The sequence below is a fragment of the Corallococcus sp. CA054B genome (assembly GCF_003611625.1).
Taxonomy (GTDB): domain Bacteria; phylum Myxococcota; class Myxococcia; order Myxococcales; family Myxococcaceae; genus Corallococcus; species Corallococcus coralloides.
On record NZ_RAVY01000003.1, the window covers coordinates 96,066 to 120,025 of the forward strand.

The 23,960-nt window shown below is 69.1% G+C and carries 25 protein-coding genes; 6 read left to right on the forward strand and 19 right to left on the reverse strand.

Annotated elements, in window-relative coordinates; all coding sequences use genetic code 11:
• Nucleotides 1–9: 9 nt before the first annotated feature.
• Complete coding sequence (locus D7V80_RS01290) at nucleotides 10–978, reverse strand: acetyl-CoA carboxylase carboxyltransferase subunit alpha (RefSeq protein ID WP_120586436.1); 969 nt, start codon at nucleotides 976–978, stop codon at nucleotides 10–12.
• A gap of 92 nt (nucleotides 979–1,070) precedes the next feature.
• Here D7V80_RS01290 and D7V80_RS01295 point away from each other — a divergent pair, with 92 nt between their 5' ends.
• On the forward strand, nucleotides 1,071–1,763 hold the full coding sequence (locus tag D7V80_RS01295) for a tetratricopeptide repeat protein (protein WP_120586437.1): 693 nt from the start codon (nucleotides 1,071–1,073) through the stop codon (nucleotides 1,761–1,763).
• Nucleotides 1,764–1,867: 104 nt separating this feature from the next.
• Complete coding sequence (locus D7V80_RS01300) at nucleotides 1,868–2,335, forward strand: hypothetical protein (RefSeq protein ID WP_120586438.1); 468 nt, start codon at nucleotides 1,868–1,870, stop codon at nucleotides 2,333–2,335.
• 24 nt (nucleotides 2,336–2,359) lie between these two features.
• On the opposite strand, the gene D7V80_RS01305 is transcribed toward D7V80_RS01300, so the two are convergent.
• The 6 genes from D7V80_RS01305 to D7V80_RS01330 all read right to left on the reverse strand — a co-directional run bounded on the left by D7V80_RS01305 (nucleotide 2,360) and on the right by D7V80_RS01330 (nucleotide 11,022).
• Nucleotides 2,360–4,342: an ArsA family ATPase gene (locus D7V80_RS01305; RefSeq protein ID WP_120586439.1), complete on the reverse strand. Its 1,983-nt coding sequence runs from the start codon at nucleotides 4,340–4,342 to the stop codon at nucleotides 2,360–2,362.
• Nucleotides 4,343–4,755: 413 nt separating this feature from the next.
• Nucleotides 4,756–6,195, reverse strand: a complete 1,440-nt coding sequence (nla6, locus tag D7V80_RS01310) for an enhancer binding protein Nla6 (protein WP_120586440.1) — start codon at nucleotides 6,193–6,195, stop codon at nucleotides 4,756–4,758.
• A gap of 69 nt (nucleotides 6,196–6,264) precedes the next feature.
• On the reverse strand, nucleotides 6,265–6,927 hold the full coding sequence (locus D7V80_RS01315; protein WP_199738333.1) for a histidine kinase dimerization/phospho-acceptor domain-containing protein: 663 nt from the start codon (nucleotides 6,925–6,927) through the stop codon (nucleotides 6,265–6,267).
• Nucleotides 6,928–7,183: 256 nt separating this feature from the next.
• Nucleotides 7,184–7,642: a cytidine/deoxycytidylate deaminase family protein gene (locus D7V80_RS01320; protein ID WP_014396709.1), complete on the reverse strand. Its 459-nt coding sequence runs from the start codon at nucleotides 7,640–7,642 to the stop codon at nucleotides 7,184–7,186.
• An 83-nt stretch (nucleotides 7,643–7,725) separates the two neighbouring features.
• Nucleotides 7,726–8,616, reverse strand: coding sequence for a serine protease (locus D7V80_RS01325; protein ID WP_120586442.1), 891 nt, complete (start codon nucleotides 8,614–8,616; stop codon nucleotides 7,726–7,728).
• A 150-nt stretch (nucleotides 8,617–8,766) separates the two neighbouring features.
• Nucleotides 8,767–11,022 (reverse strand): PrkA family serine protein kinase, encoded by a 2,256-nt coding sequence (locus D7V80_RS01330; protein WP_120586443.1) that lies wholly within the window; start codon nucleotides 11,020–11,022, stop codon nucleotides 8,767–8,769.
• Between the two features lie 343 nt (nucleotides 11,023–11,365).
• On the opposite strand from D7V80_RS01330, the gene D7V80_RS01335 reads away from it, so the two are divergent.
• Nucleotides 11,366–12,886, forward strand: a complete 1,521-nt coding sequence (locus D7V80_RS01335; protein WP_120586444.1) for an Hsp70 family protein — start codon at nucleotides 11,366–11,368, stop codon at nucleotides 12,884–12,886.
• Nucleotides 12,887–12,968: 82 nt separating this feature from the next.
• Here D7V80_RS01335 and clpX read toward each other — a convergent pair whose 3' ends face one another.
• The 3 genes from clpX to D7V80_RS01350 form a co-directional block, all read right to left on the reverse strand.
• Nucleotides 12,969–14,246 carry an ATP-dependent Clp protease ATP-binding subunit ClpX gene (clpX, locus tag D7V80_RS01340; protein WP_014396705.1) on the reverse strand — a complete coding sequence of 426 codons (1,278 nt, stop codon included), beginning with the start codon at nucleotides 14,244–14,246 and terminating at the stop codon, nucleotides 12,969–12,971.
• A gap of 224 nt (nucleotides 14,247–14,470) precedes the next feature.
• A complete protein-coding gene (locus D7V80_RS01345; RefSeq protein WP_014396704.1) occupies nucleotides 14,471–15,124 on the reverse strand; it encodes a hypothetical protein in 654 nt (217 codons plus the stop codon).
• Nucleotides 15,125–15,151: 27 nt separating this feature from the next.
• The gene (locus tag D7V80_RS01350) at nucleotides 15,152–16,069 is read right to left on the reverse strand and encodes an AgmX/PglI C-terminal domain-containing protein (RefSeq protein WP_120586445.1); all 918 of its coding nucleotides are present in this window, start codon (nucleotides 16,067–16,069) and stop codon (nucleotides 15,152–15,154) included.
• A 43-nt stretch (nucleotides 16,070–16,112) separates the two neighbouring features.
• Here D7V80_RS01350 and D7V80_RS01355 point away from each other — a divergent pair, with 43 nt between their 5' ends.
• On the forward strand, nucleotides 16,113–16,973 hold the full coding sequence (locus D7V80_RS01355) for a tRNA pseudouridine(38-40) synthase TruA (RefSeq protein WP_120586446.1): 861 nt from the start codon (nucleotides 16,113–16,115) through the stop codon (nucleotides 16,971–16,973).
• Nucleotides 16,974–16,982: 9 nt separating this feature from the next.
• Here the strand turns inward: D7V80_RS01355 and D7V80_RS01360 are convergent, their stop codons facing one another.
• From D7V80_RS01360 to D7V80_RS01400, 9 genes are all read right to left on the reverse strand, one after another.
• On the reverse strand, nucleotides 16,983–17,147 hold the full coding sequence (locus D7V80_RS01360) for a ribbon-helix-helix domain-containing protein (protein WP_014396701.1): 165 nt from the start codon (nucleotides 17,145–17,147) through the stop codon (nucleotides 16,983–16,985).
• A gap of 63 nt (nucleotides 17,148–17,210) precedes the next feature.
• Complete coding sequence (locus tag D7V80_RS01365) at nucleotides 17,211–17,738, reverse strand: hypothetical protein (RefSeq protein ID WP_120586447.1); 528 nt, start codon at nucleotides 17,736–17,738, stop codon at nucleotides 17,211–17,213.
• Nucleotides 17,735–18,637: an ATP-dependent sacrificial sulfur transferase LarE gene (gene larE / locus D7V80_RS01370; RefSeq protein ID WP_120586448.1), complete on the reverse strand. Its 903-nt coding sequence runs from the start codon at nucleotides 18,635–18,637 to the stop codon at nucleotides 17,735–17,737. Before larE ends, D7V80_RS01365 begins: the two co-directional genes overlap by 4 nt.
• A 90-nt stretch (nucleotides 18,638–18,727) precedes the next feature.
• Nucleotides 18,728–19,498: an adenylyl-sulfate kinase gene (cysC, locus tag D7V80_RS01375; RefSeq protein WP_120586449.1), complete on the reverse strand. Its 771-nt coding sequence runs from the start codon at nucleotides 19,496–19,498 to the stop codon at nucleotides 18,728–18,730.
• Nucleotides 19,499–19,655: 157 nt separating this feature from the next.
• Complete coding sequence (locus D7V80_RS01380) at nucleotides 19,656–20,075, reverse strand: Mov34/MPN/PAD-1 family protein (protein ID WP_233585063.1); 420 nt, start codon at nucleotides 20,073–20,075, stop codon at nucleotides 19,656–19,658.
• 23 nt (nucleotides 20,076–20,098) lie between these two features.
• On the reverse strand, nucleotides 20,099–20,731 hold the full coding sequence (locus tag D7V80_RS01385; RefSeq protein ID WP_014396696.1) for a ThiF family adenylyltransferase: 633 nt from the start codon (nucleotides 20,729–20,731) through the stop codon (nucleotides 20,099–20,101).
• Between the two features lie 12 nt (nucleotides 20,732–20,743).
• A complete protein-coding gene (locus D7V80_RS01390; protein WP_014396695.1) occupies nucleotides 20,744–21,016 on the reverse strand; it encodes a ubiquitin-like small modifier protein 1 in 273 nt (90 codons plus the stop codon).
• 4 nt (nucleotides 21,017–21,020) lie between these two features.
• Nucleotides 21,021–21,260: a sulfurtransferase TusA family protein gene (locus D7V80_RS01395; protein WP_120586451.1), complete on the reverse strand. Its 240-nt coding sequence runs from the start codon at nucleotides 21,258–21,260 to the stop codon at nucleotides 21,021–21,023.
• Nucleotides 21,248–22,024 carry a HesA/MoeB/ThiF family protein gene (locus tag D7V80_RS01400; protein ID WP_120586452.1) on the reverse strand — a complete coding sequence of 259 codons (777 nt, stop codon included), beginning with the start codon at nucleotides 22,022–22,024 and terminating at the stop codon, nucleotides 21,248–21,250. The genes D7V80_RS01395 and D7V80_RS01400 overlap by 13 nt, the downstream gene beginning before the upstream one ends.
• Before the next feature lie 131 nt (nucleotides 22,025–22,155).
• On the opposite strand from D7V80_RS01400, the gene D7V80_RS01405 reads away from it, so the two are divergent.
• Entirely contained in the window at nucleotides 22,156–22,575 is a 420-nt protein-coding gene (locus D7V80_RS01405; RefSeq protein WP_120586453.1) for a hypothetical protein, read from the forward strand.
• A gap of 92 nt (nucleotides 22,576–22,667) precedes the next feature.
• The gene (locus tag D7V80_RS01410) at nucleotides 22,668–23,951 is read left to right on the forward strand and encodes a sensor histidine kinase (protein ID WP_120563001.1); all 1,284 of its coding nucleotides are present in this window, start codon (nucleotides 22,668–22,670) and stop codon (nucleotides 23,949–23,951) included.
• The last annotated feature ends 9 nt before the right edge of the window (nucleotides 23,952–23,960 follow it).

Below are 23,960 nucleotides of genomic sequence, written 5' to 3' on the forward strand. Positions count from 1 at the left end.
GAGAACCCCCTACTTGCCGGAGAACACGCCGAAGGCGCGGAACTTGTCGTAGCGGTCGCGCACCAGCGCGTCCGGCCTCAGCTCCGCCAGCTGGCCCAGGTGCTTGCGCAGCGCCTTGCCCAGCGTCTCCGCCGTCTTGGCCGGGTCGCGGTGCGCGCCGCCCGGCGGCTCGGGAATCATCTCGTCGATGATCTTCATCTCCAGCAGGTCCGGCGCGGTGGGACGCATCGCGTCCGCGGCCTTGTCCGCCTTGCTGGCGTCACGGAAGAGGATGGACGCGCAGCCCTCCGGGGTGATGACGGAGTAGACGCTGTTCTGGAGCATCAGCACGCGGTTGCCCACGCCGATGGCCAGCGCGCCGCCGGAGCCGCCCTCGCCAATCACGGTGGCGATGATGGGCACGCGCAGCCGGCTCATCACCTCCAGGTTCACGGCGATGGCCTCCGCCTGCCCGCGCTCCTCCGCGCCGATGCCCGGGTACGCGCCCGGCGTGTCCACGAAGGTGAGGATGGGCTTCTCCATCCGCTCGGCCAGCTCCATCAGCCGGCGCGCCTTGCGGTAGCCCTCCGGGCGCGGCATGCCGAAGTTGCGGGCCATGTTCTCGCGCGTGTTGCGGCCCTTCTGGTGGCCGATGACCATCACCGTCTTGCCGTCGAAGCGCGCGAAGCCGCCGACGATGGACGGGTCCTCGCCGAAGTGCCGGTCGCCGCACATCTCGAAGAAGTCCGTGAACAGGTGCTGGACGTAGTCCAGGAAGTACGGACGCGAGTTGTGGCGCGACAGCTGCACCATCTGCCAGCGGGTCAGGTCGCTGAAGATCTCCGACTGGAGCTTCTTCGCCTTCTTCTCCAGCTTGGAGATTTCAGAGGAGAAATCCACCGAGCCGCTGGTGGAGAGGGCCTTCAGCTCCTCGATCTTCTTCTCCAGCTCGATGAGCGGGCGCTCGAAGTCGAGCGCGTAGCCAATGCCGGTTGCCATGGCGCCGAACTAGCACCAGGGTTCAGGCCAATCAACGCGCAAGCGGTTACGCACCCCTGGAATGTCCGGGGGGACCGCCCGTCTGGAGCAACATGGTCCTCGCCCTGTCCCTGCTGGCCCTGACGCTGTCCGCCGCTCCGGCGGCCCCCTCTTCCGGCCGGGCCCTCAACACGCAGGGGTTCCGGCTGTACCAGTCCGGCCGTTATCCGGAGGCGCTGGAGAAATTCCAGGCGGCCGCACAGGCCAGCCCGGACTACGCCCTGGCCCACTACAACGCCGCCGCCACCCTGGGCCTCCTGCGCAAGCAGGGCAAGGTGTGCGAGTACAGCGCCCACCGCGACGTCATCGTGGAGAAGCTGGCCACCGCCGTGCGCCTGGACGCGCGCCGCCTCCAGCGGGCGAAGGAGGACCGGGACCTGGACGTCATCCGGGACACACTCGGCTGGCAGAAGCTGCTGGGCCGCACGCCCGAAAGGGTGGCCGACGTGCCGGCCCTCCTGCGGGCGGTGTCCTGGTACGGCCCCGGCGTGGGCGTCTACGGCACCACCCGTGCCCTGAAGTTCCAGAATGGGGGCCGCGTGGAGCTCTGGAAGAGGGACGTGGACGACTCCGGCACACCCCGCGAGTCCCGGACCCCAGGCACGTACACCGTCAAGGGCCGCACGGTGGAGGTGAAGCTCCCCAACGCCGCGCCCGTCACCGGCACCCTCAGCGAGGCGGGCGCCCTCACCTTCCCGGAGCCCCTGGGCGGCTTCACCGACAGCCCGTCGGAGTGCGACGCCTGACGTGAAGTGACGCCCCGTGCACGCCTACCCGCGCCCTGGGGGACACCGCCCTGGCGCGCCTGCCTGCCGGTGACCACCTTCCCCGTGTAGCCGAGGGGGAAGCCGTGCATCGACTCAACGCCAGACACTGGGGGCTGGTCGCCATCGTCGCGGTCGCGCCCGTCATCCTCGCCTTCGTGCTGGGAGCCCTGGCGCCCCAGCTGCTGGAGCCGGTGCTCGGAACTCCGGTGGGCGGGCTGAGCTGGGGGCTGGCCACGGTGCTGGGGCTCGTGGGAGGTGCCCTCTTCGCGCGCATCCTCGCGGCCCTGCAGCGCCCGCGCATCCAGGCCTCCCCGGTGCTGCGCGTGCTGGGCACGGTGGGCGGCGCCAGCGCGGTGGTGACCCTGTGCATCGTGCCGGCGGTGGCGCTGATGCTCCTGGGTCCAGGCTGGGTGCTCCATCAGCACCTGAAGGTGCCGGCGGCCCCGACGGCGCGCTCGCTCGAGGCGACCGCCGTGGACCTGCTGGGCCGGGTGCGCCGGGCGGATCCCCACCGGCTGCCCCTGTCCCTGCTGCTGCCGGGCCCCCGCTAGAGGAGCCCGGCGCGGCGGAAGGACTCAGGCCGCCTTGACCTTCGCCGGCGGCGCGGACAGCGCGTACCAGGCGGTGCGGAACGCCTTCAGCTCGCGCAGCCCCGCGGGGTGACGGCCCAGCGCGGGCGCCATCGTCACGGGCAGGCCAATCTTCTTCTCCATGGCCTTGGCCGCGTTCAGCTCCAGCTTGCGGCGGTTCTCGCACTTGTCGCAGGTGGACTTGGGGCCCACGCGGTTGACGAGCACCCGCTCCACCTGGAGCTTCTTCTCCTTGAGGTACTCCACCAGCCGCTCCGTGCGGGACGACGCCAGGTCCTCGCCGCGCGTGACGACCACGAAGCGCGACTCGCTGGGGGACGCCAGCGCGTCCTCGAAGCGCTTCACATGCTTGAGCATCGCCGCCAGGTCATCCGCCAGCTCGCCCAGGCCCTTGGCGCGGTGCTTGTTGAGGATGCCGTGCAGCGCGCCCAGCCACGTCTTCGCTGTATCCGCCAGCTCCACCACGCGGACGTTGGTCACCTGCGGCGACGAGTCCACCACGATGCGCTTGAAGCGCTCCTGCACCAGCGCGTCCGTCAGCACGGACATGGCCGCCAGCTCGTCGATGCCCGGGGGCGCGCACTCCAGCAGGTTGCGCAGGTAGAGCAGGTCCGCCGGCACGTCGTTGCCCGCCTTGGGCGCGCCCTCGAAGGCCTTCTCCGCCTTCTCCTTCAGCCGCTTGCGCAGGGCGTTGAACCAACCCGCCATGTCCAGCTCGCGCGCGTACAGGCCTTTGGTGCCCTTCACCTGGGTCTCGGTGTCGGTGAGCCGGCTCTGCAGCACGTCCGACAGCGAGTGCGCGGGGTCCGTGGAGATGAGGAGCACCGGCCCCTCCTTCTCCGTCAGCGTCACCGCCGCGGCGGCCGCGCAGGAGGACTTGCCCACCCCGCCCTGCCCCACGAAGAAGATGAGCCGCGTGGGCGGCAGCGGAGGCGCCGCGATGGGCGGCATGGACGGGGCGCGCACCAGCGCCGGAGGCCCTTCGGCCGCGCTGAACTCCAGCGCCTTGGTCTCCTTGCCCGCCGCCCACTCCTTGGCGAACTCCTTCAGCCCGTCCAGCCCCCGGGGCGCCACTTCACGGCGGCCCAGCAGGTTCACGGGCACGGTCTTGTCCAGCGCCTGGTACTTGCGCACGTGCGGCGCCTGCAGGCCGCGGCGGCCCTGACACGCCGGACAGCCCTCGTGGTCCTCCACCTGGTTGACCACCACCTCGGTCACCGGCAGCCCGCGCTCGCGCAGCTGGGTGAAGTACATGCGCGTCTGCGCTTCCGGCACCGGCTCCGCCAGCGCCACCAGATGGAAGGCCGTGCGCGCCGGATCCTTCAGCAGCGCGAGCAGCTTCTCCGCCTTCTGGCCCACCTGATCCAGGAAGCCGCCAGAGCCCTCCGCCGCTGCCGCGGCAGCGGCCGCCTTCTTGCCCTTGCCGCTGGGGGCCGGGGCGGCGCGGTCCTGGCCCGCCTTCACGAAGCCCAGGAACTTGCGCAGCTGCGCCGGCATGTCGAACAGGCGCAGCGTGTGGCTGGTGGGCGCAGTGTCCACCACGATGCGGTCGTAGTCGCCGGACTCCAGCAGCTCCACCACGTGGAAGAGGGCCACCAGCTCCTCCAGCCCCGGCACCGCCTGCTGGTAGAGCTTGCCCAGCTCCTCGTCCGACAGGTGCGTGCCCTTCACCGCCGCCTTCGCCAGCGCCGGCAGGTACTCCGCCAGGAACGGCTTGAGCAGCGCGGGCGGGTTCAGCTCCGCGCCGAAGAGGCCGCCTTCGCCCTTGCCCGCCTGGAGCTTGGTGGGCTTCGCCGGCAGCTTCTTCTTCACGAGGTCCGACAGGGACTGGACCGGATCCAACGAGACGACCAGCACCCGGTGCTTGGGCGCTTCTTCGGAGAGCCTCACCGCGTACGCTGCCGCAAGCGTGGTCTTGCCGACCCCGCCCTTGCCGCCGAAGAAGTGAAGAACTCGCGCGTCGCTCATTGCGTTGTGGCCTTCCTTGTGCCCCCCCGGCGGCACCCCAGATGACTCACGTCGGACGACCGCACCATGGGGGGCGGACGTGGCCCGAAATGAAACGTCCCGGCCGGGCCCTCACCAACGGGTGGGAGAGGCCCTGAGGATCCCCCGTTCAGGGGGGAAAAGTCAAGAATTGACAGGGGTTTTCGAGACCTCCCCCGCCCCTTTAAACCGGCCTGGGGAGGCCCCGTGCGCGCTCTCCAGGAGCCCTGCCAAGGGCCCGGAATCCGGGCCTTCTTGCCTACCCGTCAGGTCAGCGGCGAGCGGCCGTGGGCCGCCGGGCCGGGGGCCAGGGTGCGGATTAGCGGGTCAGGAAGCTGCTGGCGCTCAAGGGGGCGAGCGGCCGTGGGCCGCCGGGCCGGGGGCCAGGGTGCGGATTAGCGGGTCAGGAAGCTGCTGGCGCTCAAGGGGCCGTCGTTGCCCTGTCCCCCCAGGGGGCTGCCGCCACCCGGGGTGCCCTGGGCCCGGTTCTCCGCCGCGTAGCGGTTGAGCTTGTTGTAGAGCGTCTTCTCGCTCACGCCCAGGACCTCCGCCGTGCGGGCCTTGTTGTTCCCGTTGCGCTGGAGGCTGCCCAGGATGTACTCGCGCTCCACGGCGTCCAGGCTCAGGCCGAACGGCAGCTTGAACGTGTGGCGCTCCGGGGACTTGCCGGCCATGTCAGGTGGCAGGTGCTCGCGGGTGATCAGCTCCCCGTCGCAGAGGATGACGGCGCGCTCCACGGCGTTGCGCAGCTCGCGGATGTTGCCCGGCCAGTCGTAGTTCTTGAGGACCTCCATCGCGTCCGGGTGCACGCCGGAGACGCGCTTGGCGGAGTCCCCGCGGAACTTGTCCACGAAGTGCTGGACCAGGATGGGCACGTCGTCCCGGCGCTCGCGCAGGGGCGGCAGGTGCAGCTGGAACACGTTGAGGCGGAAGTAGAGGTCCTCGCGGAAGCGCTGGTTCTTGATCTCCTGCTTCAGGTCGCGGTTCGTGGCGGACAGCACGCGCACGTCCACTTCGATCTCCACCTTGCCACCCAGCCGGCGCAGGCGGCCCTCCTCCAGCACGCGCAAGAGCTTGGCCTGCAGGTCGATGGGGATCTCACCCAATTCGTCCAGGAACAGCGTGCCGCCGTGGGCCATCTCGAACACGCCCGGGCGGCGCTGATCCGCGCCGGTGAAGGCGCCGCGCTCGTGACCGAAGAGCTCGGACTCGATCAGCGTCGCGGGGATGGACGCGCAGTTGATGGCGATGAAGGGCTTGTCGCGGCGCAGGGACAGGTTGTGCACCGTGCGGGCCACCACTTCCTTGCCCGTGCCGGACTCGCCGCTGATGGAGACGCTGGCCTTGGAGGGGGCCACCTTCTCGATCATCTCGATGACCTTGCGCATCCCGGTGGAGCCGGCGATGAGGTCCGTGGAGCCCAGCTGCTTGAGGCGGCGCCGGAGCGTCTGCACCTCGCGCATCGTCTCCTTCTTCTCCAGCGCGCGGTCGATGCAGACCTTGAGCCGCGCGGTGTCCAGCGGCTTCACGATGAAGTCGTAGGCGCCCTCGCGGATGGACTCCACGGCGGTGTCGATGGTGCCGCGGCCGGTGAGGAACACCACCGGGCAATCCGGCAGCTCGTCGCGCAGGTTGCGCAACAGCCACAGGCCGTCCGTCTCCGGCATGGCGAGGTCCGACAGGACGACGTCGGGCCGGAACTCACCGGCCTTGCGGAGGGCGTCATGCCCGTCGAACGCCGTTTCGACCTTGTGACCCCAGGCGGACAACATCTCCGCCAGGGCCTCGCAGGTCTCACGTTCGTCATCCACGGCCAGGATTCGTGCGCTGCCCAAGGTGAAAACCTCCACTGCGATGAAGCGTGATGAAACCGGATGGATAACCGACCGCGCCTGGGGGGAAGGTCAGGCGCGCGGGAACACGAGGCGGCACGTCCCCGCCTCCACGAAGAATTCGAGGCCCAGCTGGGCCGAGCGGAGCGTCAGCGCGGCCACGGTGTCCGTCGCCCGCTCGGGCGCCGAGGAGCCGTCCGACACCTCCAGCACCGCGTTCGCGCCCTCGGCGCGGACCGACACGACGACGGTGGCGCCGGACTCCGCGCGCTGGAAGGCGCGCATCAGCACCTGCACCAGGAAGAACCCCAGCTCGGTGGTGTCCTCCAGGTGGGCCTGCACGTCCGGCTCGATGAGGCGCTGGACCTGGAGGCGGCGCCGGCGGCTCTCATGGCCCAGCACGTCCAGGGCCTTGCCGGTGGCGTCCGACAGCGGCGCGTCCCCGGAGGGGCCCGCCCCGCGAAACACGATGAAGTCCGAGAAGAGCTTGAGCAGGCCGTCCACGCGGGCGATCTGCTCGCGCATCGCCTTGAGGTTCTTCTCCTGCGTGGCCGGCACCTGGCCGGACTCGCCCTTGAGCTTCTCGGAGAGAACTTCGAGATGGATGGCCAGCGCGTTGAGCGGGTTGCGCACGTCGTGCAGCAGGCTGTCCATCAAGGGCGGAACCGCGTCGTAGCGGGCCGCGCCCACCACCGGGTCCGACACATCCTGGACAGAAGGCACACTGCTGGCCATGAGAGATGAGTTAACCACCTGGAACTCCTAGGAATTTCCGTCGCCCCACCCCCGCCGCCGCCCTACCGAGGCCAGGATTTAGGGAGCACCCCTGGGATCGTCAACCCTGGGTCGGTAATTCTTGCCGGAGTTCTAAAATTCCCGTGTCGGAACAGCCACTTAGGACCACTCGCAAGTGTCATTCAACGAACGGGAACCCCGCCCTGCGCGATCAGCGTGTCCAGGGGGTGTCCACCCCCGGACACCGCGTCCGCCCTCAGGTGCCGGTTGCGGGCGACGGCGGCTGCGCGGCGGCGCCCAGGCCCACCAGCTGGAGGCCCAGCCGGGCCGCGTACTCGAAGATGCGCGGGTCCCGGTAGAACTCGCCAAAGACGATGCGGGTGCAGCCGCTGTTGGCGATCAGCTTGAAGCACGGCCAGCAGGGGCTGGCGGTCGTGTAGATGGTCGCCCCGTCGATTCCGACGCCGTTCTTCGCGGCCTGGATGATGGCGTTGGCCTCCGCGTGGACGGTGGCCACGCAGTGGCCGTTCTCCATCATGTGGCCCACTTCATCGCAGTGGGGCAGGCCGCGGATGGCGCCGTTGTAGCCGGTGGACAGGATGGTCTTGTCCCGCACCAGCACCGCGCCCACGTGCTTGCGGTCGCAGGTGGCGCGGGTGGCCACCTGCTGGGCGATGTCCATGAAGTACTGATCCCAATTGCCCCGAGCGGACATGCGCGTGAACCCTCCAGCGAAAGAGCCCGCAGCTCTAACGCTGGATCAGGCCCGCACCAATTTCTCGGTCCGGGGCTGTTGGCTCAACGACTCGCGGTCTTCTGGGGCCCCGCACCCTCCGGGTCCGCGGAGCGCTCCAGGAGCCGGCCGAAGCCCTTCGCCTGGAGGAAGCCGCGCACCTTGGCGCTGGGCGCGGCGAACGTCTCGCCGGGCATGGGCACGTCGAAGCTGAAGTTCTGGGAGGCGACCTCGAAGTCCACCTTCGCGGTGCGGTAGCCCTCCACGATGGCCAACAGCCGCCCCGTCTCCAGGCTGAAGATGCCGCCGCCGGAGGCCCCGTAGCCGATGGGCGCGTCCGTCTTCAGCATGCGCGGGTGCTTCGTCTCCTTGTCCCACTCCACCTGGGACACCATGCCGCCGGAGATGGACAGCGCGCGGCCGTACGGGGACGCCGCCACCACCACGTCCTCGCCGGGCTCCGGCTCGTCGTCCGCGGCCAGCTCCGCCACGGGCCACGTCACGCCCGTCACGCGCAGGAGCGCCAGGTCCAGGTCCGGCACCTGGCCCGTGGCCACCACCTCCGCCAGGTACTCGTGCGTCTCCGCGCGCCGGTCCAACATGACCTTGAGCACGGGGTCCTTCAGGTCGCCCTGCTCCACCGCGTGCGCGTTGGTGAGCACGTAGCTGACGGGCCCGGCCTCACCGGCCTCCGTGCCAATGACGACGCCCGACGCCGAGCGGCGCACCTTGCCGTCCTCCGTCGTCACCAGCCGCACGTTGAGCGGGAGGATGCGCCGCACCATCGCCTTGCGCGTGGGCTGCGGCGTGGGCTCGGGCCGGGACAGCGCCCGCTCCACCCGGAGCGGAGCCTGCGTGTGCGTCGCGACCGGAGTGTCCTCGGAGGACTGCGACGGGGCACTGGCGCACGACACGAGGGCCCACAGGAGGGGGGTGCCCAACAGCAACCGGTTCATCAACTCTCCAGGCGCAAGGATGAGGCGGGACGAAAAGACGACGACACACGCGCAAACTCGGTGCGAAGTCCCATCATCCCGAGCCTCGGCCCGGATTGGGAAGCAGACGAGCAGGCATCGGCTTCCAGGATGCCTGCCCTCCCCCACCCGTCAGGTGTAGCGCTGACGCATCAGGAACAGGATGGCGTCCTTCGCGCAGAACTCGCAGTAGCCGTAGCGCTCCGCCATCGTCTTGAGCGTGTCCTGCACCTGCGCCTGCTCGCGCGCGGAGAGCTGGTTGCGGTCCTCGGAGAGGTACTTGAGGACGTTCTCCTTGTTCTTGCGCAGCACGCGCTTGCGCTCCTCGAAGTAGTGGTCGCGCAGGCGCTTGAACATGTCCGGGAAGATGCGCGGGTAGTCCATGGCGCCATCCGGGTTGTCCAGCCGGTGCGCGCCAATGCTGGCAATCAGCCCGCGGCGGAAGTCCGCAGGGGCCTCGCCCTGCGGCATCACGATGGCCTCCACCTCCGCCATGCGCGCCTCGTCCGGCTTCTCCATCTCCCCCGTCACGCGGTTGCGCATCTTCTCCCCGCGCACCCAGTGGCTGACGCTCTGGATGTAGCGCTCCACCAGCTCGCGGTACTGGCCTTCGGACACCAGGCCCATGGAGTCGCGCACCTCTGAATCCACGCGGTCCAGGTACTCGCCCTCCACCACGCGCACGAAGGTTTCGTGGTCGTGGTAGCCGTCCATCACCTCCTGGAGGAGGAACTCGTAGACGCTCTTGTCCTTGCAGAGCGCGTGCAACTCCTCCAGCACCGCCAGCGCGTGGAGGCACTTGTAGTCGGGGTTCTGCGCGGCGTTGAAGAGGGCCGTCTTGATTTCGCGCGCGCTCGCGCCGGAGCGCCCCTCGTAGTTGGGGTACGCGTCGGACTCCTCGTACATCTCCTCGCGCAGCTTGAGCAGCTCCTTGGTGTTCGCGGAGGACAGCCGCGCGGGCACTCCCGCCTCCTGGTACAGGTGCAGCTTCTCCACCGGGGCCACCTGATCCACCAGCGGCTTCACGTGGGCCGGGTAGCGGTCCGGGATGGGCTTCTTCAGGCGCGTGAGCACCGCCCACATCGCGGCCACCTCCGTCGCGTGCGGCGCCACGTGCTTGCCCACGGACGTCGCGGTGATCTGCGCGTCGTAGATCTCCTGCTCGACCTTGTAGCGGCGCAGGTACGGCACGCGCACCAGCTCGATGCGGCCCTTGAACGACGCGAAGTCCGGCAGCTCCTTGAAGGCCCCCAGGTGCTTCTCGTTGGAGGACGCGATGAGCACCTCGTCCAGCTGGAGCACGAAGGGCTCCAGGGGCACCTCGCCCGTCTCACTGAAGCCCAGCAGGTACTTGAAGGCCTCCAGCGGGCGCTTGAGCAGGTCCGCGTACTCGATGAGGCCGCGGTTGGCGTGCACCAGCGGGCCGTGCGGTTCGAAGAGCACCGTGCTGTGCAGCGCGGCCGGCATGTTGAGCTGGGTGCGGTCCGCGCTGATCTGCTGCGCGGCGGCGTCCACGCTCATCTGCGGCTCCACCGTCACCGTGCCCACCTGGTAGCGGCGCGACACGTAGAAGCGCTCCACCTGCACGTGGCGCAGGACCTTGAGGTAGTCCCCGCCGTAGGCGTTGAGCAGTGCCGTGTAGATGCGGCGGCACTTGGCGCACAGCTCGCCTTCGCGCACGTAGTCGGACAACAGGAAGTCCCCCGTCGCCCCGTCGCCGTTGCCCAGGCCCTTCTTCTTGAGCGCCCCTTCCAGCAGGCCCTTGCGCTCCGCCGGAGGCACCGCGAACAGCGGATGGTCCCGCAGCTCACAGGGCATGCGCAGGTCCAGCGCCTCCGCGTCCAGGTGGGCGTACGTGGTGAGGTCGTCCTCGGCGGACTTCGCGCCCGCGCGCTCGCCGAAGCCGATGGAGCCCTTGATCAGCTTCTCCGACGGGAACACCCACGCGATGCGGTAGAGGGCCCCCTGGGCCTGGCGGGAGTAGTCCTCCATGCCCTGCTTCAGCGCGTTGACCAGGCTGGACTTCGCGCTGCCGTTGGGGCCGTGCAGCATGATGAGCTTGTTGATGCGGCCCGCACGCACGAAGTTGCCCAGGATGCGGTAGAGGGCGTTCTGCACCTCCTCCTGCCCGGCGACGCGGCCGTCATGCTCGGCGGACGGGACGTCGAAGACCTTGAAGCGCCGGATGGTGCCGGTGGGGTGCGGCACCAGCTCCGTGCCGTAGTGGTCCATCACATCCCGCAGGTACTGCGCCGCGTTGCGCGACTGCCCCTTCGGGTCCGTGAAGAAGAGCGACAGGTACTCCTCGAAGGACAGGATGGACCGGTTCTTGACGAAGTCGGCGCTGACCTGTGCGCCCACCTCCTGCAGATAGCCCTTCGCTTCCACGGCGGCTCCCCTCTGTGGATGGGTGGTCTCTCGGATGTAGCCACGGCGCTTCGCCGTCGCATGTGAACCCCCGGGGACGACCTTCGTTCCCGGCCATGGGGATGTAAAGCGACGGGCCCTCCCCTGGGGGCCGGTGTGTTCGGGGTCGCGCGCTTGGGTACCGGCCGTGTCCCACCCGGCCAGGCGGGCGGCCCGGGGGTGGCAGGTTCAGGCGCGCTGGAAGTTTGAGGGCGTCCGCCGGATGACGGATGGTTCGTGATTCGCGCACCCGGGATGGGTGAGATACGGTCCCGGGAAGCCACACCCCTTCACGCCGCAGCGCCTCACCCGGAGCCCACACGCGATGCACAAGGAGCCCATCATCGGCATCGACCTCGGCACGACGAACTCGTGCGCGGCGATCGTCGAGGACAGCGGGAACGTCAAGCTCATCCCCTACAAGGGCGGCGAGTACACCATCCCCTCCATCTTCGCCATCGACGACAAGGGCAACGAGCTCATCGGCTTCGAGGCGAAGCGCCAGTGGCAGCTCAACCCGCGCAACACCGTCTACGGCTCCAAGCGCCTGGTCGGCGTCAGCTACAGCAGCGAAGTCGTCGGCACGATGAAGAAGGCCGTCGCGTACAACATGCGCGCCGGTGCCAAGAACGACGTCACCCTGGACGTCGGCAAGAAGGAATTCTCCCTCCAGGAGATCAGCGCCAAGATCCTGGGGAAGATCCGGGATGTCGCCTCCAACTACCTGAAGACGCCCATCAAGCGCGCGGTGGTGACGGTGCCCGCGTACTTCAACGACCGGCAGCGCCAGTCGGTGAAGGACGCCGGGAAGCTGATTGACCTGGAGGTGGTGCGCATCATCAACGAGCCCACCGCGGCGGCGCTCGCCTACGGCGTGGGCAAGACGCTCAAGGAGAAGGTCGTCATCTACGACCTGGGCGGCGGCACCTTCGACGTCTCCATCATCGAGATCCGCGACCGCGTCTTCGAGGTGAAGGCCACCGGCGGCGATGTGTTCCTGGGCGGCATCGACTTCGACAACGCCATCATCCACCACGTCCTCAAGGACTTCGCGGCCAAGACGGGCATCGACCTGGCCACGGACCCGGTGGCCATGCAGCGCATCAAGGACCTGGCCGAGCGCACGAAGATCGACCTGTCCGCGCGCGAGGAAGTCCCCTTCAACATCCCCTTCATCACGATGACGGCGCAGGGCCAGCCGCTGAACATCGAGATGAAGTTCACGCGCAAGATGCTGGAGCAGCTGACGAACCAGCTGGTGGACCGCACCCTGCAGATGGTGGCGCGCGTGCTGGTGGACTCGGGCCTGTCCACCAAGGACATCGACGAAGTCATGCTGGTGGGCGGCCAGACGCGCATGCCCGTCGTGCAGGACCGGCTCACCAAGTTCTTCGGCAAGCCGCCCAGCAAGGGCGTGCACCCGGACGAGGCCGTGGCCATTGGCGCGGCGCTCTACGCGCACTCGCTGGAGGACAACACCAACCTGCGCATCCAGCTGTTGGACGTGATTCCCATGGCCATTGGCCTGGAGCGCGGCGACGGCGGCTTCCACGTCGTCTTCCCGCGCAACGCGTCCATCCCCAACGCCAAGCAACTGCTGGCCACGACGAGCATCGACAACCAGACCGAGCTCGCCATGCGCATCTACCAGGGCGACCACGACACGGTGGCGCGCAATGACCTGCTGGGCGAGTTCACCTTCTCCGGGATCATGCCCGCCAAGGCCGGCACGGTGAACGTGGAGATCATCTTCGACGTGAGCGTGGAGGGCATCCTCACCATGCGCGCGAAGGACCCCGCCACCGGCCGCGAGATGAAGACCACGGTGCGCGTCACGCAGAGCTGAAAGGCGCCAGGAACACCACGGCGCCCCTGCCTGCTGTGAGGCGAGGGGCGCCGGGTGGGAACAACGACCGCCGAGGGAAACCTCAGGCGGTCTTCTTTTCCTTCTCCATGACGATCTGCGGAGGCTCGTGCTTGGTGATCACCTGCTCGGTGATCTTGCACTCCTTGACGCCCTCGCGGAACGGCACGTCGTACATGATCTCCAGCATGGCGTCCTCCATGATGGCGCGCAGGCCGCGCGCTCCGGAGTGACGGCGCATCGCCTCGCGAGCGATGGCGCGCAGCGCTTCCTTGGTGAAGGTGAGCTTCACCTTCTCGATCTCGAACATCTTCTGGTACTGCTTCACCAGGGCGTTCTTCGGGATCGTGAGGATGGTGACGAGGTCATCCTCCTTCAGGTCGTTGAGCGTCGCGATCATCGGCAGACGGCCAATGAACTCCGGAATCATTCCGAACTTCATCAGGTCTTCCGGCTCGGTCATCGCCAGCAGCTCACCCACGCTGCGCTCTTCCTTGTGGGTGATCTTCGCGCCGAAGCCCAGGCCCTTCTCACCCACGCGGCGCTTGATCACGCCGTCGATGCCGTGGAAGGCACCGCCGCAGATGAAGAGGATGTTGGTCGTGTCGACCTGGACGTACTCCTGCTGGTTGTACTTCTTGCCGCCGCGCGGGGTGACGTTGGCGCGGGTGCCTTCGATGATCTTCAGCAGGGCCTGCTGCACGCCCTCGCCGCCCACGTCGCGGGTGGCGCTGGGCATGTCGCCCTTGCGCGCGATCTTGTCGATCTCGTCGATGTAGACGATGCCGCGCGCGGCCTTCTCCACGTCGTAATCGGCGTTGTGGAGGAGGTTCTGGATGATGTTCTCGACGTCCTCACCCACGTAGCCGGCCTCGGTGAGGCTGGTGGCGTCCGCGATGGTGAAGGGGACGTTGAGGAAGCGCGCCAGGGACTGCGCGAGCAGCGTCTTGCCGGAGCCCGTGGGGCCGATGAGCAGGATGTTGCTCTTCTGCAGCTCCACGTCCTCGCCGCCAGGGGCCTTCACCCCGGGGCGCGGCCGGGCGGCCGGCTTCTTCTGATAGATGCGCTTGTAGTGGTTGTACACCGCGACCGAGAGGACCTTCTTCGCCTGGTCCTGGCCGATGACGTAGTCGTCGAGGAACGCCTTGATTTCCAGCGGCGTGGGCAGGCTGACCTGCGGCTTGCCCTCCTCGCGTTCGTTCTCGTCCGCGATGATGTCGTTACACAGCTTGATGCACTCGTCGCAGATGTAGACCGTGGGTCCGGCGATGAGCTTCCGAACCTCGCGCTGCGATTTGCCGCAGAACGAGCAGGACAGGTTGACGTGGTGCTCCTTCTTCACTGCCGCCTCCGAGTTCGCCGGTCCCGGTTCGGGACCTTCTCCGCCGACCACCGCACTCCAACACCCGCGAAGCCGCCCACGTCTTTACGACGGCTCCAGGCCCACATGCTACAGGCCCTGAACCCACTATAGGGCCCTCCCCGTCGGGCAGGAAGCCCGGTGGAAGCGCCCTTTCCTGGGAGCGTTCAGCCCAGGTCAACGGGTCGGTCTTGGATAACAGCGACTCAGGCGTCCGTCACGCTCGACGCGAGTTCTTCGACATCGTCCGCCAGGGAGGCCGCCCGCTCGGCGACAGCGTTGGGGACTCGACGGCTTCCCGCCAGCTCGGAGGCGAGCTTTCGCGCCAGCTGCGCCAGTTTCCGCACCTGGATGCTCTCCGGGGGCGGCTCCGGCGGGGGCCGGGGGAAGCGCTCGGCGAACTCCTTCTTGAGCTCCGTGGGGGACTTCTCCGGGCTCCAGATGCTGTCGCGCAGCGACTTGTATTCCGTGGGGGACAGCTGGCCCCGCTCCTCGGCGTCGGCCAGGACTTCCACCACCTCGAAGGCGGGGGCCTTCTCCGGGAACTCGTGCTGCTGGAGCTCCTCCGGGGGCTCGTGCTTGGCCAGGAAGCTGAACGAGCGCGTGAGCTTGAGCGCCGTCTGCTTCTTGATGTGCAGCTCCTTGAGGCAGTAGGCCTCGAAGGAGGCGTGGCCCCACTCCTCGTACTTCGCTTCGTCCCGGACCTGGACGAGCAGCTTGCCCAGCTCCGCCCAGGTGGACTTGAAGCGCTTGGCGGCGAGCAGGACGGTGTGGCGGAACGTCCCCGGGGGGACGCTCATGGCCTTCTTGGCGATTTCGACTTCGGCGACAGAGGCGGACATGCCTGTTGTATCGGGCACGTCCGCAGGGTGGGCAAGAAAGTCGCCCTACCCTCGCTTGCCGATATTGAACGACAGCCCCACGGTCGCGCGCTCGCCGTCGTAGGCCTTGAAGGGCCACTTCTTCAGCTCCGAGAACAAGCACTCGTAGAGCGGGCCCTGCTTGAACTGGGGGTTGTCCACCCAGAGCTTGTTCACGCGCCCGTCGTTCCCGATGACGAACTCCATGGGGATCTTCGCGGCCAGGCCGGGCGTGCGCTCGGCCTCTTCCTTGAAGCAGCGGAAGAGCTTGGACTGGTTGCCCGCGACGACGCGGTTGATGGCGCCCTGGTCGAACTGCTGGGCCATCTCCAGGCCGTCCGGATCCGTGGAGACGCTGCCCGTGCGAGGCGGCGGCCGGCTGCCCGCGACGGCGGCGGTGGCCACCGCGCCACTTCCGCTTGTCTTGGTGCCACCACTGCCCTGCCCCGCGGGGCGATCCGGGCGGCGCGGATCATGGGTCGGGTAGGCGAAGAGGTCCTCGTCGTCCCCGCGCGCCTGGGCCAGGCGGATGGTGGGCGGGTCCATGGTGATGCCGTCGCCCTCCTCCGTCGCGCCGAACAGGCCGTACACGGCGGCGTTGCGCGCCAGGTACCAGCCGGTGACGCCCAAGAGGAGCGCCACGCCCGCGGCGACGCCGGCCAGCACCTTCACCCGCTTCTGGTTGCGGGCCTGCTCGACGAGCATCGTCTGGGCGACGCGGCCCTGCGCCTCGAAGCGCGCGATGTGCACCTGGAAGGCGGCGGTGTCCCGGAGGTTGCGGAACTCCCGCTCACCGGCCGGGGCCACCGGGCTGTCGGGGGTCAGTTCCCCCGTGTAGAGCTTCTCCACCACCTGGGACGCGGTGATGGGCCCCAGCACCAGGTCGCCCTGTCGGAAAAGCCACTGCCCATCACTGTCCATCGCGAGTTCTTGAGCGGCCAGCATTCGCGCGGGAGTATCGTGTTTCTCCCGCCGACACCGCAACGCCGTGGCCAGGTCCTCGCCCAAACGAATTCCCGCCGTACTGTGGACTTGGTATCGCGGTGGAAACTTCCGCGGCTTCCAGCGCCAGGTGGAAGGTCCCACGGTCCAGGACGCGCTCGAAAACGCCCTGGAGCAGGCAGGCTCACCGGCCACGGTGATGCCGTCCGGGCGCACCGACCGGGGCGTCCACGCGCGGATGCAGGTCATCAGCCTGCGCCTCAATGAGGACGTGCCCCTGGAGTCGCTGCCCGCGAAGCTCGCGCCGCACCTGTCCCCGGACGTGGGGCTGTGCATCGCGAAGCGGCCGCCGGGCGCGTTCCACGCCCAGTGGAGCGCGAGCGGCAAGGAGTACCGCTACCACCTGACGCTGGGCGCTCCGCCTCCGGAAACCTGGAGGCCGTACGCGCTGGACGTGGCGGCGGACGAAACCCTCCAGGCAGGCCACCGGGTGACGCCGGAGAAGCTGGAGGCGCTGCTCGCCCGCGCCGTGGGCACGCGGGACTTCACCGCGTTCCACGAGCGCTCCAGTCCCCAGAAGCCGCGCACGCTCCAGTCCGCCACCCTGCGGGAGCTGGGCGGAGGGCTCTTCGAGGCGCGGCTGGAAGGAGACGGCTTCGCGCGCTACCAGGTGCGGTACCTGGTGGGCAGCGCGCTGAAGGTGGCCGCGGGGCTCCTGTCCGAGGAGCAGTGGCACGCGGCGCTGGATTCGGGGACCGCCCTGGCCGGCTTCAAGGCCCCGGCGCATGGGCTGGTATTGTGGGAGGTCCGCTATCCTTCCGCGGTGGACCCTTTCGGGCCCGGCGAGCGCCTCCACCCGCCCGGTCTGCCCGACGCGCCACCCTTCACGGGAGCGCCGCCGGGCTGACGTGGCGCTTCAGTCCACGAAGCGCGCTTCGTACTTCGCCAGCAGATCCGAGATGGCCTCCCGGAGGTACTCGCTCTGACGGATGCGCGTGGTGCGCGACAGCTCCTTCAGGGCGTCCAGCTTTTCGCGGTTGAGACGAAACACGACCGAGGTGAGGCGGGGATTCATGTCCAAGTGCGTGGCCTCCGACAGATGCACACACCCTCTCACAATGTCGGACAACCTCAAGAAAACAACCTACGAGGCCGAACCCACCGGGATGATCCACTGCAACCCGGTGAAGAGCTCGGTGTCCGCGCGCAGTCCGGAGCCGAACCCGAACGTGAAGCCGAGCCCGCCGTACAGCGCGAAATGATCCGAGAGGGTGTGTCTGGCGCCGAACCCTATGCGAGGCCCCAGCCACGGCCCAGAAATCGGACGCACGGAAACGCCGAGATCAAAGAAGGTCCGCCAGGACTCGGATCCAAACATGCTGCGGTAGCCGGTGATCAGCGCCAGCTCCTCCCCCGGGCGGCCGGTGCTGCCGCGCGCGAGGAGGAACACCTCATCTCCCTCGTAGCCCACGGTGATCGCGGCCCCCAGGTCCAGCTGTCCGGCGAGCCCGGACACGGCGGCCTCCTCGCTGATCCGTTCGGAGTACGTGGCCCCGGGCCCCACCGTGAGGATCAGCGAGCGCCGGCGCGCGTAGGGACTGTCGTCCAGGTACTCCACGGCGCCAGCGGGGGTGGCCAGCAACAGGGGCAGCGCGATCAGGAAACCCCTCACCCCACCACCGGGAGCTTGAAGCCCTCGGCCTTGCCCTGCCCTGCCCCGGCCGCGGGGGCGATGCCGGCGGCCTCGTTGAGGCGGCCGGAGCGGAACGGCTCCAGATCCAGGGCCACGAACTTGAAGCCCAGGGACTTGAAGGCGCCGTTGATCCGCTCGCGGATGCCGGCCTCGAAGAAGCGCGGGTACTCCTCGCTGGCCAGCTCGATGCGCGCCACGTCCTGGTGGTAGCGGACGCGGAACTGCTTGAAGTCCAGCGCGCGCAGCTCCGACTCCGCGGCGGCGATCTGCAGGAGCCGGTCGCGCGTCACGGACGTGCCATAGGGGATGCGCGACGCCAGACACGCCATCTGCGGCTTGTCCCAGGTGGGCAGCCCCAGCTTGCGGCTCCACGCGCGGATCTCATCCTTGGTGAGCCCCGCCTGGGCCAGGGGCGAGCTCACCTGGTGCTCCTTCGCGGCCTTGTGGCCGGGGCGGTGATCCTTGAAGTCGTCCGCGTTGAAGCCGTCCAGCACCACGGCGAGGCCCAGCTCCGCGCGCTTCGCCTCGCAGAGGTCGTACAGCTCCGTCTTGCAGAAGTAGCAGCGGTTGGTGGGGTTGGCGGCGTAGCTGGGGTTCGCCAGCTCGTTGCTGGAGACGACGACGTGCCGGGCGCCCAGCCGGTCCGCCAGCTCGCGGGCCTCGCGCTCCTCCTCCGGGGCGACGGAGGCGGACAGCGCGGTGAGCGCCAGGGCGCGCTCGCCCAGCACTTCCGCCGCGATCGCGAGGACGAAGGTGGAGTCCACGCCGCCGGAGAACGCCACCAGCGCGCTGCCATGGGCGCGCAGGGCGGTGCGCATCGCCTCCAGCTTGGGGCGGGACGCTTCACACAGGGCTTCAATACGCTCGGGGCTCAGCATGGGGGAACTCCTAAAACGGAAGGGCCCCGGATTGCACGCGCATCGCGCGGGCAACCTGGAGCCCTTCGACAGTCAGGACTGCGGTGGGGACTACCGGGCCTTGCCCTTGGCGGCCTTCTTCTTCGCGGCCGGGGCCGGCTTGCCCACGCGGGCGGCACGGGTGGCCGGACGCGCCTTGGCGCCCTTGGACCCCTTGTCCGCCTTGGGGGCCTTGGCGGCCTTCACGGCGGCGACGCGGGCCGGCGGGTCCTCTTCGTCGCGGCGCGCCTTCTTCGGCGGCAGCGGGTTGGCCTTCATCTTCTTCCCGGTGATGGTCTTCAGCTCGTCCGTGGACATCAGGCCCAGGTCCAGCAGCGCCTGGAAGATCTTCGTCCCGCCGTCCTCCACCGACTCCGTGTCGGAGTAGATGGTCACCTCAGGGGAGGTGGGCGGCTCGTACGGCTCCGTGATGCCGATGAAGTTGGGGATCTCCCCGTTGAGCGCCTTCTTGTACTTGCCCGTGGTGTCGCGCTCGATGAGCTTCTCCGTGGGGCAGTCCACGTAGACCTCCACGTACTTGCCCACCGAGCGGCGCACTTCCTCGCGGCTCGACTTGTAGGGGCTCACGCAGGGGACGAGCACGGCCGTGCCGTTGCGGGCCAGCAGGCCGGCGACGAAGCCCAGGCGGCGCACGACCATGTTGCGCTCGTCCTTGGTGTCGCCAATGCCGGCCCACAGGTCGTTCTGGAGTTCGCCCTCGTCGAGGACCTCCACGTTGCGTCCGACCTGGCGGAGCCGGGCCGCGATATAGGCGGCCGTGGTGGTCTTCCCGGTTCCGGACATGCCGGTGAGCCAGAGGGTGAATCCAGTGTTGGTGGCCATAAGGGTTCTAACTCCCTGCGTCCGGAGCGCTTCTTGCACGCGGCGTGGGACGCGGCAGATCCAATAGACCACCGCTTTATAGACGAAAACCCAGTGACTTGACAATTCGGACCCACCTTTCCGCAGGTGGGGTCGGCTGCAGGGCAAGTTCCCGCCCTTACACGGGTTTTTCAAACCTGAAATCCGCCAATGCAAGCGGAACAGTCTGAAAATCCCCTGCACTCCAAACAGACCGCGAGGCGGAGGCGGCACAGCCTCCGCGTATGGCAACCACCACGTACGACACCTGGGGCAGCAGTGGGATTCCCGAGGGAGCAGCCTGGCGTCGATCTTCCGCGGAGAACACCGCGGGCGCGTCCACGTGCGAGTGGAAGACGCAGGCCACCTCCTCCTGGCGCGCGTCCGCGTCCAGGCACACCTGGAGCCACGCCTCCGGCGCGAAGGCGTAGGCGACGTGCGGCGTGGGAGAGACGTTGGGCAGCGGGATGACCCGCCAGGAGCCACCCTCCCCCGCCCCGCTCCTGAGGATCACGCCGCAGCCTTCCTGGGGCCACGCGGCCTCCAGGTGGCGGATCATCTGGGCGAGGACCTCCGGCGGGATCAGGGCTTCGCTTCCGCCGCGGCGCAGCGCGAGCACCGGCGGAGCTCCAGCTCCGTCATCGCGCCCGGGGCGCTCAGCCACCGGCCGCCCAGCGACGGGCCCAGGCCCAGCCGCAGCCGCTGGAAGACGAGCGCGCCCAGGGCCCCCAGGGCCACGCCCATGGCTCCATCCGGCGGCGTGCCCAGGTGGCGCACCGTCTCACCGAAGCACCAGACGCACCCGTCCGCGCCCCGGAACACCACCGCGCCGCGCGCGCCGTCGCCGCCCAGGGCGACCCAGGGGGCCTCTCCGCTCCATGCCGCCGGCAGCTCCGCGAGCAGCCCGCCGCCGGGCGTGCCCACCGCGTCCGGGTTCACCTCCGGCACCACGCGCGCCAGCACCTCCGCCACGGGCTGGCCCACGTCGTGCGCGGACGCGAGGAACCCCGGCGACCAGGGCCCCATGGTCAGCGAGCCCACGCCCGTCACCGGGGTGCCGCCGCCCGCCAGGTACGCCGTGGCCGTGAGGCCGGACGCGCCCAGCCCGTCCACGCGCGCGCCGCCCGCCAGCAGGGCCTCCTGCCCGCGCCCGCCCACGTCCCTCAGGAGGATCTGCCGGGAGTAGCGGAGAATCTGATCCTCGCGCAGCGCCATGCGGCCCTCTCTTCAGCCTCCCGCCATGGCGGGGATGAGGGTGATGCGGTCCGCGTCCTTCACGGGCGTCTCCAGGGCCTTGAGCGCGCGCACGTCCTCGTCGTTGAGGAAGACGTTCACGTACCGGCGCACGCCACCCTTGTCGTCGAAGAGGCGCGCGCCCATGCCGGGATAGCGCGCTTCCAGGTCGCGCAGCACCTCGCCCACGGTGGCGCCGGTGGCCTGGACCTCGGACTTGTTGCCCGTCAGCGTCCTCATGGGTGTCGGAATGCGAATCGTGGCCATGTGCTCATTTCCCCCGCTTGCGGATGATCAACCGGTGCGTGCCGTCCCCACGTGCGTCCAAGGACACCACGTCGTGGCCCTCGTCCTTCGCGCTGCGGGGCACGTTCTTCAAGGGCTCGTCGCCCTTGAGCAGCACCTCCAGCAGCGTGTCAGGGGGCAGCGACTCCAGCTTCAGCTTGGTGCGCACGTAGGTCATCGGACACACCTCGCGGGTGATGTCCAACGTCGCCGTCACGTCGGGCATGCGGTGTCCTCCTGGGACGAAGGGAACGGGGGCAGCGTCTGGATGTTGCACCCCGGGCAGTCGGGCGCGCGCGTCACCTTCACGGTGCGCCCCTCCAGCGTCTCGCCGTCGAGCACGTGCAGCGTGGCCTGTCCCCGGGGGCCCGTGGCCGCGCCCGCCAGCAACTCCAGCGCGAGCAGCGCCTGCACCGCGCCGATGAGCCCCGCCATCGCGCCCAGCACGCCCGCCTGCGCGCAGGTGGGCACCGCGTCCGGAGGCGGCACGTCCTCATAGAGGCAGCGCAGGCACGGGCCGCCGGGGTCGATTCGCAGGGCCTGCCCATTCATGCGCAGCACGCCGCCGTACACGAGCGGCACGCCGGTGAGCACCGCCACGTCCGACAGGAAGAACTTGGTCGCGACGCCGTCGGTGGCGTCCACCACCAGGTCGTGCTCGCGGAAGAGCGCTTCGGCGTTGCCCGCGTCCAGCCGCTCCGGCAGGGCCTCCACGCTCAGGCCGGGGAAGGCGCGCAGGAGGCCGGCGGCGGCGGACTCCGCCTTGAAGCGGCCCACGTCCTGGGTGCGGTGCCAGAGCTGCCGGGGCAGGTTCGTCACGTCCACCCGGTCCGGATCCACCAGCGTCAGGTGGCCCACACCGCCCTGCGCCAGCGCGAGCGACGCCGGACAGCCCAGGCCGCCCGCTCCCACCACCAGCACGCGCGCGCGCTCGATGCGGGTGGCGTGGGGAATGCGTGCGTGATGGTCGGTATCCGGGGAACCGTGCATGGGGCTGGTGCTCCGCGAGGTACGAACGAATATGGTGCGGCGAGTCCACGTCCCAGCTTCAAAGCCTCGGGACGCTCCCGAAGCCTTCCCTACCCGCCGCCTTCACCAGCGGCCCTCACCTGCCAGGACATATGAAAAACCTGACCGGCGCGCTCGTGTTTTCCACCCTGCTGTCCCTGGCTGTCGGCTGCCACAAGAACACCGGGGAGAGCCCCGACGCGGCCACGCAGACCGGCACCGTCAAGGAAGAGCTCCAGTCGAGCCGCGAGGCCGCTCCCCCGGAGGCCACCGCCGAGGCCGGCACGAAGGACGCGAGCGCCGTGAGCTACGACTCGGGCGCCAGCGACCGGCTGGCCCTGGAGGCCTGCGTGGACGGCTGGCTCAAGTCCCACAACCTGGACAAGTACGGCAGCCAGAAGGGCACCATGTACGCGGGCGGCACGCCCCTGTTCGACGAGCGCACGGGAGAGTCGAAGGACCGCCTGGACTTCGTCCTGGAGCGCCAGCCCGAGGCCAAGAAGGCGTGCGTGGACGAAGGCGCCCCCAAGTAGCCCGCTTCCCCCTTCCGCACCCGCCAGGATGCTGACCTGGCGGCTTGCCGGGAATTCCGCTCCCCCGGAAGGTCCCGTAAGCTGCCGCTCGAATGGACAGCGACCCCCGACCCGGCGACGACCACCCGGCCCATGACCTGAAGGCCCGCGTCCGCGCCGTGCTGGAGCGCCGCAACCTCACGGACAACGTGTCCGCGGAGCAGGCGGCGGCCTCCTGGGAGCAGGACCGCTTCGTCGCCCGGGCCCGCGCGCTGTTCTACGCGCGGATGATGTTCCTCACGTTGGGCCTGCTCATCCTCGCGGTGCCCGCGTGGAGCGGCTACTTCGGCTTCAACGGGCCCATCTCCTTCCTGGGCTACTTCGCGATGCTCCTCTACAGCGTCGCGAACCTGCTCGTCATCGACCACCCGAAGGCGGGCCGGTGGGTGACGTACCTGTCGCTGTGCTTCGACCTGCTGATCACCGTGGTGCTCATCGCCCGGCCGCAGGTGGGCGGCGGTCTTCAAAGCCCGCTCCTGGCGACGCAGCTGCTCTTCACCACGCTCTTCGCCATCCTCTTCCCCAAGCCGCTGGCCATCCTGCCGCCGCTCCTGGCGCTGCCCATCACCACGCGCCTGGACCTGCTGCTCAACCGCTCCGTGACGGCGGTGGAGCTGCTCACGCTGCTCTGGTACCTGGGGCTCAACTTCATCATCGTCTACGTGCTCGTGTACCTGAACGAGCGCGAGGCCACCGCGCACCGCGAGGTGGTGTCCCTGCAGGGCGACCTGAAGGAGCTGGCGGTGGTGGAGGAGCGCAACCGGCTGGCGCGCGAAATCCATGACGGCCTGGGCGCGTCCCTGTCCTCGATGATCATCCAGGCGGAGTACATCCTGAACCTCGCGCGCGAGGACGGGCTGCGCACGGAGATCCGCGAGATGAAGGCCACCGCGGAGGAGTCGATTGAAGAGCTGCGCCGCAACCTGCGGATGATGCGCGACGACTTCGAGCTGGCGCAGGGCCTGGAGGACTACGTCAAGACGTTCCGCGACCGCACCGGGCAGGCCATCCGCTTCGAGCGCACGGGCCTGACGCGCAAGCTGCCCCCGGACGCGCAGCTGGCGCTGTTCCGCATCCTCCAGGAGTGTCTGTCCAACGCCGCGAAGCACGCCGAGGCGAAGGAGGTCCAGGTGCGCCTGGACTTCAGCGCGGAGGGCGTGCACCTGGTGGTCCGCGACAACGGCAAGGGCTTCGACCCGGGCCGCACGCCGCGCGGACACTACGGCCTGCTCAACATGCGTGAGCGGGCCATGAAGCTCGGGGGGTCCATCGTGGTGGACTCGGCGCCCGGCGCCGGGGCCCAGGTGGCCTTCTCCCTTCCCTGTCTTTCCGCCTGACACGCACCG